This window comes from Salinicola sp. JS01 (genome assembly GCF_030284585.1).
In the GTDB taxonomy this organism is placed as follows: domain Bacteria; phylum Pseudomonadota; class Gammaproteobacteria; order Pseudomonadales; family Halomonadaceae; genus Salinicola.
In genome coordinates this window covers 449,005-462,720 of sequence record NZ_CP127244.1, presented here as the reverse complement: position 1 = coordinate 462,720, position 13,716 = coordinate 449,005, and the positions used below count along the sequence as shown (strand labels likewise).

The 13,716-nt window shown below is 63.5% G+C and carries 11 protein-coding genes, 2 tRNA genes and 2 rRNA genes; 7 read left to right on the top strand and 8 right to left on the bottom strand.

Annotated features, from left to right (window positions below):
* The first annotated feature begins 82 nt into the window (after positions 1-82).
* From ybaK to QO259_RS02280, 3 genes are all read left to right on the top strand, one after another.
* Positions 83-553 carry a Cys-tRNA(Pro) deacylase gene (ybaK, locus tag QO259_RS02290; RefSeq protein ID WP_285951648.1) on the top strand — a complete coding sequence of 157 codons (471 nt, stop codon included), beginning with the start codon at positions 83-85 and terminating at the stop codon, positions 551-553.
* A gap of 166 nt (positions 554-719) precedes the next feature.
* Complete coding sequence (locus tag QO259_RS02285; protein WP_285951647.1) at positions 720-1,241, top strand: DUF501 domain-containing protein; 522 nt, start codon at positions 720-722, stop codon at positions 1,239-1,241.
* Positions 1,242-1,276: 35 nt separating this feature from the next.
* On the top strand, positions 1,277-1,828 hold the full coding sequence (locus QO259_RS02280; RefSeq protein ID WP_285951646.1) for an LOG family protein: 552 nt from the start codon (positions 1,277-1,279) through the stop codon (positions 1,826-1,828).
* Positions 1,829-1,836: 8 nt separating this feature from the next.
* On the opposite strand, the gene olsF is transcribed toward QO259_RS02280, so the two are convergent.
* The gene (gene olsF / locus QO259_RS02275) at positions 1,837-3,579 is read right to left on the bottom strand and encodes a bifunctional ornithine lipid synthase OlsF (protein ID WP_285951645.1); all 1,743 of its coding nucleotides are present in this window, start codon (positions 3,577-3,579) and stop codon (positions 1,837-1,839) included.
* A 142-nt stretch (positions 3,580-3,721) separates the two neighbouring features.
* Between olsF and QO259_RS02270 the strand changes: the two genes are divergently transcribed.
* Positions 3,722-4,687 (top strand): NAD(P)H-quinone oxidoreductase, encoded by a 966-nt coding sequence (locus tag QO259_RS02270; RefSeq protein ID WP_285951644.1) that lies wholly within the window; start codon positions 3,722-3,724, stop codon positions 4,685-4,687.
* A gap of 45 nt (positions 4,688-4,732) precedes the next feature.
* On the opposite strand, the gene QO259_RS02265 is transcribed toward QO259_RS02270, so the two are convergent.
* On the bottom strand, positions 4,733-5,230 hold the full coding sequence (locus QO259_RS02265) for a hypothetical protein (RefSeq protein ID WP_035475403.1): 498 nt from the start codon (positions 5,228-5,230) through the stop codon (positions 4,733-4,735).
* 121 nt (positions 5,231-5,351) lie between these two features.
* A complete protein-coding gene (locus QO259_RS02260) occupies positions 5,352-5,867 on the bottom strand; it encodes a tetratricopeptide repeat protein (RefSeq protein ID WP_035475400.1) in 516 nt (171 codons plus the stop codon).
* Positions 5,868-6,155: 288 nt separating this feature from the next.
* On the opposite strand from QO259_RS02260, the gene QO259_RS02255 reads away from it, so the two are divergent.
* The 3 genes from QO259_RS02255 (at position 6,156) to QO259_RS02245 (ending at position 9,041) form a co-directional block, all read left to right on the top strand.
* Entirely contained in the window at positions 6,156-7,193 is a 1,038-nt protein-coding gene (locus QO259_RS02255; protein WP_285951643.1) for an NADP(H)-dependent aldo-keto reductase, read from the top strand.
* A gap of 111 nt (positions 7,194-7,304) precedes the next feature.
* Entirely contained in the window at positions 7,305-8,087 is a 783-nt protein-coding gene (yaaA, locus tag QO259_RS02250) for a peroxide stress protein YaaA (protein ID WP_285951642.1), read from the top strand.
* A gap of 129 nt (positions 8,088-8,216) precedes the next feature.
* Positions 8,217-9,041 (top strand): Tim44 domain-containing protein, encoded by an 825-nt coding sequence (locus QO259_RS02245; RefSeq protein ID WP_285951641.1) that lies wholly within the window; start codon positions 8,217-8,219, stop codon positions 9,039-9,041.
* 157 nt (positions 9,042-9,198) lie between these two features.
* On the opposite strand, the gene QO259_RS02240 is transcribed toward QO259_RS02245, so the two are convergent.
* The 5 genes from QO259_RS02240 to QO259_RS02220 form a co-directional block, all read right to left on the bottom strand.
* Positions 9,199-9,399 carry a hypothetical protein gene (locus QO259_RS02240; protein ID WP_207031759.1) on the bottom strand — a complete coding sequence of 67 codons (201 nt, stop codon included), beginning with the start codon at positions 9,397-9,399 and terminating at the stop codon, positions 9,199-9,201.
* A gap of 530 nt (positions 9,400-9,929) precedes the next feature.
* A 5S ribosomal RNA gene (gene rrf, locus QO259_RS02235) occupies positions 9,930-10,045 on the bottom strand.
* A 159-nt stretch (positions 10,046-10,204) separates the two neighbouring features.
* Positions 10,205-13,093 (bottom strand): 23S ribosomal RNA (locus tag QO259_RS02230).
* A gap of 347 nt (positions 13,094-13,440) precedes the next feature.
* Positions 13,441-13,516: transfer RNA gene (locus QO259_RS02225), tRNA-Ala, on the bottom strand.
* A 121-nt stretch (positions 13,517-13,637) separates the two neighbouring features.
* Positions 13,638-13,714 (bottom strand) — tRNA-Ile (locus QO259_RS02220).
* Positions 13,715-13,716: the final 2 nt, after the last annotated feature.

Below are 13,716 nucleotides of genomic sequence, written 5' to 3'. Positions count from 1 at the left end.
GGCGCGCCAGCGGCGCGCTGGCCTGTTCCGGTCATGTAGACTGGCGCGCCGCGCCGTACCCATTCTGACAAGGAGTGCTGACATGACACCGGCCGTGCGTCTGCTCGAATCCCGCGGCGTCGACCACCGCGTCACCGCCTACTCGCTCGATGGCGCGTCCGAGAGCTACGGCCTGGACGCCGCCCGCGCCCTGGCACTGCCGCCGGCGACGATCTTCAAGACGCTGCTGGCGCGCACCGACACGGGAAGTCTGGTGGTCGCCATGGTGCCCGTCGACGCCACGCTCGACCTCAAGGCGCTGGCCAAGGCCGCCGGCGCACGCAAGGCGCAGATGGCCACCCCGGCCGAGGCCGAGCGCGCCACCGGTTATCTGGTCGGCGGTATCAGCCCGCTGGGACAAAAGCGCCGGCTGGCGAGCTTCATCGACGACAGCGCCCTCGCCCTCGACGAGATCCACGTCAGCGCCGGCAAGCGCGGGCTGGAGCTGTCGCTGGCTCCTGGCGATCTGATCACGCTGCTGGCGGCGACGCCGGTGGCACTGGCGCGGCGCTGAGAGAGACAGCCGCGCGGGCCGGTCGATTGCCCGGCCCCATCCGGGACGACTATCATGCGCCCTCCCGGCGGTCATGCGCGCTCCCGGCGGCGATGCGCTACCCCAGCACTCGCCCCGGCGATGACGCGCCGCCACCGTTGCCACACGCTCATACGGAATATCCAGCATGGTGATTCGCACCGATCAGACACCGACCGAGGCCCAACTGGCGATCATCGCCGAGCAGCTCGGCCGCCCGCCGCGCGGGCTCGAAGCGGTCGCCGCCACCGATAGTCAGGGTCGTCCGCTGGTCCTGCGCATGGCGCCGATCGTCGACGATGCGCCCTTTCCCACGCTTTACTGGCTCTCCTGCGAACGCCTCAAGGTGGTGCTCTCACGGCTCGAGGCGAGCGGCGTGATCAAGGAGCTGGAGGCACGCCTGCAGCAGGAGCCGGCGTGGCTTGCCAGCTATCACGCCAGCCATGAAGACTATGTCGCCCAGCGCTGGTCCTACATGAGCGACGCTCAGCGCGCGGAGATCGAACGCCGCGGCTTCGCGCCGCTGATGCGCGAGCGTGGCGTCGGCGGGATCACCAACTGGGATCAGGTGCGCTGCCTGCATACCCAGTACGCCCATCACCTGTGTGGCGACAACGCCATCGGACGCTGGCTCGACGCGACCTACGACGTCGCCGCGAGCATCCCCTGACGGCCGCCTCATCCGATCGCTGAAGGAGCGACAACGTGCATATCTGTGTCTATCTGGGTTCCCGCGAGGGCAAGCACCCGCAGTTCGCCGCCGCCACCGAGGCGCTCGGCCAGGCCATCGCCGCACGCGGCTGGGGGCTGGTCTACGGCGGCGCGCGCAACGGTCTGATGGGGCGCCTGGCTAACGCTTGCCTCAATGCCGGCGGAGAGGTGATCGGGGTGATGCCCGAGCATCTGGTCCAGCGCGAGGTGTCGCACCAGGGCCTGACGCGACTGATTCGCGTCGCCAACATGCACGAGCGCAAGGCGACCATGGCCGCCCACGCCGATGCCTTCGTCGCCCTGCCCGGCGGCATCGGTACGCTGGAGGAGCTGTTCGAGATCTGGACCTGGCGCTACCTGCAGTTGCACCACAAACCGGTGGGGGTACTCGATGTGGGCGGCTTCTACAGCGGGCTGCTGAATTTCCTCGATACCACCGTGGAGCACGGATTCCTGGATGCCAGCACCCGCCGCGAGCTGATCGCCGACGCCGATATCGAACGCTTGCTGGACCGGCTGGCGGCGGATCGCGACCCGGCCGCCTGACGCCCGGCTCACTCCGTACTCAGCGCCGGCGCCAGCGTGTCGGCGCCGACATAGCGGCGGCGCTTGTCGGGCTTGAGCCGGGTGACATCGACCACCACCAGGCCATCCACGCAGAAGCCGAAGTCGGTGTCCACGCCGAACCCCAGAAAACGCACCGCCCCGGGTTCGGCGACCTCGCAGTACTGCTTGTAGAGCACCGGTACGCTCACCCCCATCGCCTCCAGCTGCTCGCGCAGGCGACGAAAGTCCTCGTCGCGATCGCTACCGTCGAACAGCCGCTCCGCCTCCAGTCGCCCGGCATCGGAGAGCACGAACGGGGCCCGCGGGCGCACGCCCTCCTCGGGATCGCCGTAGTAGTGACGGTAGTAGCTCACCACCAGTTCACGGGCGCGCAGCGGCAGCGCCGCCGAGAGCGACACCGGTCCGAACAGCCAGCGCACCTGCGGGTGATAGCGTAGATAGGCACCCAGCCCCTGCCACAGATAGTCCAGGCTGCGCCGCCCCCAGTAGCGCGGCTGGACGAAGCTGCGCCCCAGCTCGAGCCCGTGGCGCAGCTGGTCCCAGGGCGCCGTGTCGAGATGAAAGAGGGTCGCGGCATAGAAGCCATCGGGGCCGTGGGCGTCGAGGACCGCCCCCGCGTCGCCCAGGCGGTAGGCCCCGGCGATCTCCAGGTCACGGTCGTCCCACACCAGCAGATGGCGATAGTAGTCGTCGAAGGTATCGAGATCGCGCCGCCGACCGGTGCCTTCGCCGACCCGGCGGAAGGCGATCTCGCGCAGCCGGCCGATCTCGCGCAGCACCACGCCGTGGGGCGGCCCCTCGACCAATAGAATCTGCTTGCCGTCCTTGGTCTCGCCCAGCCTGCGCGCTTCACGCAGCGCTTCGCGCAGTGCCTGCCGGCTCTCCGGGTGGGCGATCGCCGCTTCACCGCGGAACAGCCCCTTGCGCCCCTGCCCCAGCCGGTAGACGTGCTTGCGCAGCAGCTTGAGCGTCGCCTCCGAGCGCAGGCCGCCACGCGCCAGTCGCTCCAGTGGCAGCAGATCGCCTATGCGCACGCGTAGCTGGCGATCGCGCTGGCGGAACATCTCGTGCGGCAGCAGCAGCGTACCGATCTCATCACGCAGCGCCGCCAGGGCGTAGAACAGCCAGGAGTTGCGCCCGCCCACGTGCAGCGGCAGCAGCGGCGCATTGGTACGCCGCGCCAGATGCAGCACACCCGCCTGCCAGCGACGATCGCGAATGCCGCGCGGCCCGGCCCGGGAGACCTCACCGGCGGGGAACACGATCACCGCCTCCTCACGGTCCAGCGCCGCCTCGATCGCGGCCAGGCTGCGGCGATAGCCGCGCCGGTTCAGGTTGTCCAGCGGCAGCAGGCAGGGCTCGAGCGGCTCGATCTGAGCCAGTATCGAGCTCGCCACGATGCGCACGTCGCTGCGCACATCGGCCACCAGGCGCAGTAGCGCCAGGCCGTCGAGGGCACCCAGCGGGTGGTTGGCGACGATCAGCACGCGTCCGAATACCGGGATGTTCTCCCGCTCCCGTGAGGAGACCGCATAGCCGAGGCGGAAGTAGTCGAGCACCTGTTCGACGAAGGCCAGTCCCCGCGTCTCGCGGTGGCGCGCCAGGAAGTCGTTGATCTCGCGCTCGTGGATCAGACTCCGCATCAGCGCCGTGGTGCAGTGCCGCAGCCAGCGAGGCAGGCGGCGAAAACCGCCGAGGTGTCGGTCGAGCAGCGCGCCGGTATCGATCATGGGCCATCCCCTCTACTACGTATACGAATGACGTGGGCGAGTGACACGGATGGCTGACAGCATGGCGCTGACATATGACAACGGCGTGGCCATCGCCGGGCTGCTAGAGTGAGGGGATGCCCTTAGCGAGGAGAGTACATCGATGCACGCGATCGCCGTCGAGTCGCAGCGCCTGGTGTGGCGCGAACATGAGGCACCCGGCCCGGTAGGGGCCACGGAGGTGCGTATCGAGGTGGCCTGGGCCGGGGTCAACCGCGCCGATCTGATGCAGCGCGCCGGCAAGTACCCGCCCCCGCCGGGCGCGCCGGACATTCCCGGGCTGGAGGTCAGCGGTACCATCGCCGAGGTGGGGCCGCGGGTCGAACGCTTCCGCCGCGGCGACGCGGTCTGCGCGCTGCTGGCCGGCGGCGGCTACGCCGAGCAGGTGGTGGTGGACGAGGCCCAGGTGCTGCCGATTCCTGCCAATCTCGGTCTGCGCGAGGCAGCGGCACTGCCCGAGGTATTCGCCACCGCCTGGCTCAATCTCTACATGGAGGGCGCGGCCCAGAGCGGCCAGCGGATCCTGCTGCACGCCGCGGCGAGCGGCGTCGGTACCGCCGCGATCCAGCTCTGCCGCGCCTTCGGCAATCCCTGCTTCGTCACCGCAGGGAGTCAGGAGAAGCTCGACGCCTGCACCCGCCTGGGTGCCGATGCCGGCTGGAATCGCCACGACGGCAGCTTCGTCGAAGCGGTCAAGGCGTGGGGCGGCGCCGACATGATCCTCGACCCGGTCGGCGGTGATTACTTAGAGCAGGATCTGGCGGTGCTGAACGCCGATGGCCGGCTGGTACTGATCGGACTGATGGGCGGCATGGAAGCCAAGCTCGATCTCGGGCGCATGCTGATGAAGCGCCAGCGCGTGATCGGCTCGACCCTGCGCTCACGCTCGGCCAAGGCCAAGGGGGCGATTCTGGATGCGCTACACGCCCAGGTGTGGCCCAAGCTCGCGAGCGGAGAGATCAAGCCCCTGATCGCCGAGACCTGGCCGATCCAGGAAGCGGAGAGCGCGCTTCAGCATCTCGATGACAATGCCAATATCGGCAAGGTGCTGCTGCGGGTCAGTGCCTAAGCCACGGCAGCAGTGAAGCGCTGACACGACTGCGCCGCCGGGGACTCACTCGGCGGCGAGCCGGCGGGTCTCGCTGTAGGTCAACTGCAGCAGTCTGGCATCGTCTCCGGCGCGATGGCGGCGGATGTCATGATCCTGCACCACCCGCTCCTTGGTCTCGCGCCACAGTGTCACCTGCGCCTCGGAGAGCAGCCGGCGCAGCGCTTCCAGGCGAAATCGCGGCAGCATGCCGGCCTGATCGAAGAGCAACGCGAGCCAGGTGTTGTCGTAGCCCCAGCTGTCACTGTAGGCGACCCCGATCTCGGCCAGCTCATCATTGAGCCAGCGCGCCACCTCGACCGCGGGATAGCCTTCACGGATCAGCCGCGCCCGCGAGATGCCGTGCAGCAGTTCGGCCTTGGCGTCCCAGTGGGTCCAGGTGTCGGCGGGTTGAATAAGGAAAGCACAGCGCGTGCCGTCGGCCCGGGCCAGGCCAACCTCGATGGGATAGCTGCCACGGCCAAAGCCCGAAGCTTCGATGTCTAAAAGGACAGGCAGCGACACGGGGTGGACTCCCTCTTCATGATGCCGTCGCATCTGGCGACGCCGGTGTGGCGTCATCATGACAGTGTTGGCGCGGGAGTTCACCCCGACCGCAAGCGGCACCGGCAGGCGCCGCCTGGGATCAGTGCGTCAGCGGTGCGGCCTGCGGCGCTTCGAGCAGGGTCTGGCCAGCGAGATGGTCGGCATACTGCGCCCAGGCTTCGGCCCGAGCCGAATCCTGCGCAAGCCCCAGCTCACCACCGAGATAGGCCTGTGCCAGCCGCTCGGCGGCCTGGCGATGACCGTTCTCGCCGGCCCGGGCATACCAGGTCACCGCGTGGTGCTCGTTGGGCTGGTACTGGTTGCAGCCGTGCTCATAGAGACAGCCGGCCTGGAACTGGGCGTGGCTGTCGCCTTCCTGTGCGGCCTGGAGCACGTAGCGGGCACCAGTGGACTTGTCCTGATGCGAGACACCGCGTGCCAGCAGTACGCGGCCGTAGAGCGAACGCGCCGGCAGATGGCCGGCGTCGGCACAGCGCTTGAACCACTTGAGCATCAGCCGCTGCTTGCTGGGCGAGCGAGTCATCCAGCGCGTGTGGCACAGTCCGGAGGCGAGACGAAACTCGAAGCGCGTCAGGAAAGAGAACGTCTGTGGCATAACTGACAGTGACCTTGAGGACGAAGACCGCTGGCGGTCCGAGAAACCCTGTCGATCTGGACGCATCTTTGTTCTACGACAACACGGTTGTTAACGGCATCGGAATCGACTTGCTGCAGGCTCGCCCGGGGCTGCCGGGCGGCGAAAGGCCGCAAGCATACGCCTCCCCGATGGCCGACTCAACCCCCGCCGTAGGGGCGCTATTTGCCGCCCCCGGAAGGCCCCAGTAACATACGATTTTCAGTCGTCTTTTCGGCCCTCGCCCGAGGGCCCTGATGGGAGCGCAACATGCAACGACGCCCACTCGGCAAGACCGGAATGCAGGTCTCGCGCCTGTGTCTCGGCACCATGACCTTCGGCGAGCAGAACAGCGAGCAGGAGGCCCACCAGCAGCTCGATCGTGCCGTCGACGCCGGAATCAACTTCATCGATACCGCAGAGATGTACCCGGTGCCGCCCAAGGCCGAGACCCAGGGACGCACCGAAGCCTATATCGGCAGCTGGCTCCAGCAGCGCGGTCGTCGCGACGAGCTGATCATCGCCAGCAAGGCCGCCGGTGCCGGCCGCGGCATGACCCATCTGCGCGGCGGCCCGCGCCACACCCGCGAGCAGATCCATCAGGCACTCGATGCCAGCCTGCAACGTCTGCAGACCGACTATCTCGACCTCTATCAGTTGCACTGGCCCGATCGCCACGTCAACTGCTTCGGAGAGCTCGGCTATCTACCGGGTGACGACAGCGAGGCCACCCCGCTCGAGGAGACCCTGGGAGCGCTCAAGGAGGCCCTGGACGCCGGCAAGATTCGTGCCGTGGGGCTCTCCAACGACACCCCCTGGGGCGTGATGCGCTGCCTGCACCTCGCCGACACCCTGGGGCTGCCGCGCGTGGCCAGCGTGCAGAACCCCTACAATCTGCTCAACCGCAGCTTCGAAGTCGGCCTGTCTGAAATCGCACACCGCGAAGCGGTCGGCCTACTGGCCTATTCACCGCTGGCCTTCGGCGTGCTCTCGGGCAAGTACCTGGATGGCCAGCGTCCGGCCGATGGCCGCCTGACGCTGTTCGAGCGCTTCTCGCGCTACACCTCGGACATCGCCCAGGAGGCGACCCGGGCCTACGTCGAGATCGCCCGCCGCCACGACCTCGATCCGGCGCAGATGGCGCTGGCCTTCGTCACCGCGCAACCGTTCGTCACCAGCAATATCATCGGCGCCACCACGCTGACCCAGCTGGAGTCCAACCTCGCCAGTGATCAGTTGACGCTCTCCGCCGAGGTCATGGAGGAGATCGAAGCGGTGCACCGCCGCATCTCCAACCCCTGCCCCTGAACGCCCCGGGGCGCTGACGCGGGCCGCCCTCGGTCGGTGATGCCGTTCATGGCGGCCCGCGTTACCCCGTCATCGCCGCGCAGCTCTGCCGCTCGATAAGGAACCTACGCCATGCTCAGCATCATCTCTCCGGCCAAGACGCTGGATTTCGAGACCCCGGCGACCACCCGCGAGGTCACACGCCCCGACTATCTCGAGCAGAGCCGCGAGCTCATCGAGATCCTGCGCGGCTACTCGCCCCAGCAGCTCTCCGAACTGATGGGCATCAGCGACAAGCTGGCCGGGCTCAACGCGGCACGCTACGCCGAATGGCAGACGCCGTTCACTACCGACAACGCCAAGCCCGCCGCTCAGGCGTTCCAGGGCGATGTCTACGTGGGTCTGGAAGCGACCAGCTTCAGCGCCGCCGACAACGCCTTCGCCCAGTCGCACCTGCGCATCCTCTCCGGGCTCTATGGGCTGCTGCGACCGCTCGACCTGATCCAGCCCTATCGTCTGGAAATGGGCATCCGGCTCGAGAACCCAGCCGGCAAGGATCTCTACGCCTACTGGCGTGAACGGCTGACCCGAGATCTCGACGCGGCGATCGCCGAGAGCGGCAGCAACACTCTGGTCAATCTCGCCTCCAACGAGTACAGCAAGGCGGTCGATCTCAAGCGCCTGACGGCCGATGTCGTCTCGCCGGTGTTCAAGGACGAGAAGAACGGTCAGTTCAAGATCATCAGCTTCTACGCCAAGAAGGCGCGCGGTCTGATGGCCGCCTGGCTGGTTCGCGAACGCGTCGAGTCACCCGCGGCACTCACCGACTTCGACGTCGCCGGCTATCGCTACGCGGCCGGGGAATCCAAGCCAGGCCAGCCGGTCTTCCTGCGTCATGAGCGCGATCGCGATTGAGTCGATGCTCTACGCCGAGCCCAGGCCCCGTTCAGCTCCCATTCATGCAATGTTGAGACAATGGGGGCAGTGACCGGGCCTCTCGCCTTCGGTTTCGACGACACCCGATTTCCCTTCAGGAGATATGCCATGCGCAACCTCTTCGTCATGCTGCTGGTCGGCATGCTCGGCATGACAGCCGCCGTGGAGCACGCCGAGGCCAAGCGCTTCGGCGGCGCCAAGAGCTTCGGCTCCTATTCGCGCTCGGCTCAGCAGCCGGCAGCGGCGCCCGCACGCGGTAGCGCTACGACGCCGCCACGCCAACCGAGCCCGGGTCTGTCGCGCTTCGCAGGCCCGCTGGCCGGCCTGCTCGCCGGCGGCCTGCTCGCCTCGCTGTTCTTCGGCGGCGCCTTCGACGGTATTCGCATGCTCGACCTGCTATTGATCGCCGTGGTGCTGTTCATCGCCTTCCGCTTCCTGGCGGCACGGCGGCGACACGCCCATGCCAATGCCGGTGACGGTCACGCTGCCCAGCGCGAGGAACATGCTGCGCAGCCGATGCCGTTCTCCACCGGTGGTGCCGGCGGTGCGGGTATCGCCAGCGAGCCGGCGTGGTTCGACCGCGAGCGCTTCCTGGCTGGCGCCAAGGAGCACTTCATGACCCTGCAGCGGGCCTGGGACAACAACGACCTGGAACGTATTCAGGAGTACGTGACCCCCGAGCTCTACAACCTGCTCAAGGCAGAGCGCATGGCGCAGCCGGCCAACAACCGTACCGAGATCGTGCGCCTGTTCGTCGAGCTAGGCAGCGTGCAGGAGCTCCAGGGCGAAGCCGAAGCCACAGTGCTGTTTCATGGCGTGCTGGAAGAGAACGGCGAAGAGACCGAGTTCAACGAGACCTGGCACCTCAAGCGCGCATTACGCGACGGCGCCCCCTGGTACGTTCAGGGTATCGAGCAGAACGCCGGCAACTAACTCGCTTTTTGCACGATAAATTCTGCACACATAAAAAACCGGGCCCTGTGTGGGGCCCGGTTTTTTTATTTACCGCTTTTTTGCTCACCACTGTATCAGCGCTTCGTGACAAGCCGGGTTGTTCGCTTGCTTGTCCGTTCAGCGCTGAAGGCTGGCGTCAATTCTTGGCGTCTTCCGCCTTGTCCTGGATGTTGTCGCCGGCGTTTTCCATGGCCTGCCCAGCATCATCCACCGCATTGTCCACTGATTCACCTGCTTTCTCTGCAGGGCCATCGTCGTTGTCGCAGGCTACGACGCCGAACGCCATCATGCCCAGCATCATCGCCATGGCCATCTTCTTCAGTAGATCAGAACGCATATCGACACTCCTTTGGATACGACTCCGTGTATGACCCCCATAACATAGTCGGTAAGATTTGCCTCAGCCAGCGTTCGTGCACGCCTTCCCCATTTTCTCCGCGATAAGCCAGAAGATGCAGATCACTGTCGGCAAATGGCGTCAGTTGCGAGGCCGATGAGCCCTCTATAACTGCGACTCGGCCAGCATCGGCCAACTATCCACAGGCGGTCACTGCGGGCTCTCGATAAAGGGGGTGGGGATAAGTTAAGGGCAGCATGCCTGAGCCGCGTAACGGGGAAAGGTTTCGAAGGATTCGGGTCCCAGAAACGAGTGAACCCCAGTCTCTATCGAGACTGGGGTTCGGTATCGATGCCTGACAGGCTCTCTTATCACGCTCAGGGGCGGCGCTCCGCAACTTGACGCGTCTCATCCTGAGACTTGCCCTTCGGGCCCGCTGAAGCGGTTCCCGTTCGTTCCCGGCGAACGGGTCCAGGGAGAGACCCCTAAACGAATGAACCCCCGGCATGCGCCGGGGGTTCGGTATAGGTGCCTGACGATGACCTACTCTCACATGGGGAGACCCCACACTACCATCGGCGCTAAGCGGTTTCACTTCTGAGTTCGGCATGGAATCAGGTGGTTCCCACTCGCTATGGTCGTCAGGCAAAACTGACGTCGACATGAACCTGTGGCACGCTTTCACGCGCCGGCTTCACATCGACCAATCTGGATCATGCTGATGATACGTCTCTTGCCTATCCGGCCATTGTCGCGATGTGATCGCGCGACCCCTGTCTGGAGTATCCAGACCCCTTGGGGTTATATGGTCAAGCCTCACGGGGCATTAGTACACGTTAGCTCAACGCCTTGCAGCGCTTCCACACCGTGCCTATCAACCAGCTCGTCTTGCTGGACCCTTTAGGAGACTCGAAGTCTCAGGGAGATCTCATCTTGAAGGGGGCTTCCCGCTTAGATGCCTTCAGCGGTTATCCCGTCCGCACATAGCTACCCGGCAGTGCCACTGGCGTGACAACCGGAACACCAGAGGTGCGTCCACTCCGGTCCTCTCGTACTAGGAGCAGCGCTTCTCAAATCTCCAACGCCCACGGCAGATAGGGACCGAACTGTCTCACGACGTTCTAAACCCAGCTCGCGTACCACTTTAAATGGCGAACAGCCATACCCTTGGGACCGACTTCAGCCCCAGGATGTGATGAGCCGACATCGAGGTGCCAAACACCGCCGTCGATGTGAACTCTTGGGCGGTATCAGCCTGTTATCCCCGGAGTACCTTTTATCCGTTGAGCGATGGCCCTTCCATACAGAACCACCGGATCACTAGAACCTACTTTCGTACCTGCTCGACGTGTCTGTCTCGCAGTTAAGCACCCTTATGCTCTTGCACTCAATGCACGATTTCCAACCGTGCTGAGGGTACCTTCGTGCTCCTCCGTTACTCTTTCGGAGGAGACCGCCCCAGTCAAACTACCCACCACACACTGTCCTTACACCGGATCACGGTGCGAAGTTAGAACGCCAATGATGCCAGGCTGGTATTTCAAGGTTGGCTCCACCGCAACTGGCGTCACGGTTTCCAAGCCTCCCAGCTATCCTACACAAGCAACATCAGCGTCCAGTGTGAAGCTATAGTAAAGGTTCACGGGGTCTTTCCGTCTAGCCGCGGGTACACAGCATCTTCACTGCGATTTCAATTTCACTGAGTCTCGGGTGGAGACAGCGTGGCCATCATTACGCCATTCGTGCAGGTCGGAACTTACCCGACAAGGAATTTCGCTACCTTAGGACCGTTATAGTTACGGCCGCCGTTTACCGGGGCTTCGATCAGGAGCTTCGCTTGCGCTAACACCATCAATTAACCTTCCGGCACCGGGCAGGCGTCACACCCTATACGTCCGCTTACGCGTTAGCAGAGTGCTGTGTTTTTAATAAACAGTTGCAGCCACCTGGTATCTTCGACCGGTTCGCGCTAGGAGAGCGAGTCTCTTCACGCTACGCCGGCGCACCTTCTCCCGAAGTTACGGTGCCATTTTGCCTAGTTCCTTCACCCGAGTTCTCTCAAGCGCCTTGGGATTCTCACCCTGACCACCTGTGTCGGTTTGGGGTACGGTCGCATGTGATCTGAAGCTTAGAGGCTTTTCCTGGAAGCGTGGCATCGATGACTTCCGGACCGTAGTCCGTTCGTCTCGTCTCTCGGCCTTGAGAGCCCGGATTTGCCTAAGCTCTCAGCCTACTGACTTTCACCAGGACAACCAACGCCTGGCTCACCTAGCCTTCTTCGTCCCCCCATCGCAACCACATCCGGTACGGGAATATTGACCCGTTTCCCATCGACTACGCTTTTCAGCCTCGCCTTAGGGGCCGACTCACTCTGCTCCGATTGACGTAGAACAGAAACCCTTGGTCTTCCGGCGGGGGAGGTTTTCACTCCCCTTGTCGTTACTCATGTCAGCATTCGCACTCGTGATACCTCCAGCATGCTTCTCAACACACCTTCGCAGGCTTACACGACGCTCCTCTACCGCTCATCCTGAGGATGAACCCGTAGCTTCGGCATCTGGTTTGAGCCCCGTTACATCTTCCGCGCAGGCCGACTCGACTAGTGAGCTATTACGCTTTCTTTAAAGGATGGCTGCTTCTAAGCCAACCTCCTAGCTGTCTATGCCTTCCCACATCGTTTCCCACTTAACCAGAATTTGGGGGCCTTAGCTGACGGTCTGGGTTGTTTCCCTTTTCACGACGGACGTTAGCACCCGCCGTGTGTCTCCCACGCTCTACTCACCGGTATTCGGAGTTTGCCTCGGGTTGGTAACCCGGGATGGGCCCCTAGCCGAAACAGTGCTCTACCCCCGGCGGTAATACGTGAGGCGCTACCTAAATAGCTTTCGAGGAGAACCAGCTATCTCCGAGCTTGATTAGCCTTTCACTCCGATCCACAGCTCATCCGAATCTTTTTCAACAGATCCCGGTTCGGGCCTCCAGTCAGTGTTACCTGACCTTCACCCTGGCCATGGATAGATCGCCCGGTTTCGGGTCTATATCCAGCGACTGGTCGCCCAGTTAAGACTCGATTTCTCTACGCCTCCCCTATACGGTTAAGCTCGCCACTGAATATAAGTCGCTGACCCATTATACAAAAGGTACGCGGTCACAGAACGAGTCTGCTCCCACTGCTTGTACGCACACGGTTTCAGGATCTATTTCACTCCCCTCTCCGGGGTTCTTTTCGCCTTTCCCTCACGGTACTGGTTCACTATCGGTCAGCCAGGAGTATTTAGCCTTGGAGGATGGTCCCCCCATGTTCAGTCAAGGTTTCACGTGCCCCGACCTACTCGATTTCACAGGATCAGGTTTTCGACTACGGGGCTATCACCCGCTATGGCCGGACTTTCCAGACCGTTCGTCTAACCAGTCACCTGCTTAAGGGCTACTCCCCGTTCGCTCGCCGCTACTGGGGGAATCTCGGTTGATTTCTTTTCCTCGGGGTACTTAGATGTTTCAGTTCCCCCGGTTCGCTTCCCAACACCTATGGATTCAGTGTGGGATACCCAGCTTATGCTGGGTGGGTTTCCCCATTCGGACATGCCCGGGTCACAGGTTGTTTGCCACCTCACCGAGCCTTTTCGCAGGCTACAACGTCCTTCATCGCCTCTGGCTGCCAAGGCATCCACCGTGTGCGCTTAATCGCTTGACCATATAACCCGAAGGAGTCTGGTCGCGCGATCACAACGACAATTGCCGGATACGCTTGAGACGTATCACTTTTCGCTCTTCGCCATTCCAACTACGAATGGTGAAGAACTGTCAGCATGATCCACATTGTTAAAGAGCGTTTAGAGCAGAAGCTCTAAGCGATCGACTCGGTCGCGGTTCGCGACGAAGCGGATGGCTTAGAACTCGGTGACTGTGTGGCGCGAGCCAACGGGGAACGATTTGGTGGAGCCAAGCGGGATCGAAGTCGTGCGCGACCCCGGTCTGACCACCTGACGTGCAAGGCAGGTGCTCTCCCAGCTGAGCTTCTTCAGCACTTTCCGAAAACAGTGGTGGAGCCAAGCGGGATCGAACCGCTGACCTCCTGCGTGCAAGGCAGGCGCTCTCCCAGCTGAGCTATGGCCCCATGACAAGTACAGATTTAAGGGTAACCCTTGAACCTGTTTAAATTCGATTCAGGCGAGGCGAAGAAGCGCGACGTGTAGCCTGCTACACGAGTGTTTCTTCAACGATGCATCAATCGAATTTGGTGGGTCTGGGCAGACTCGAACTGCCGACCTCACCCTTATCAGGGGTGCGCTCTAACCAACTGAGCTACAGACCCGG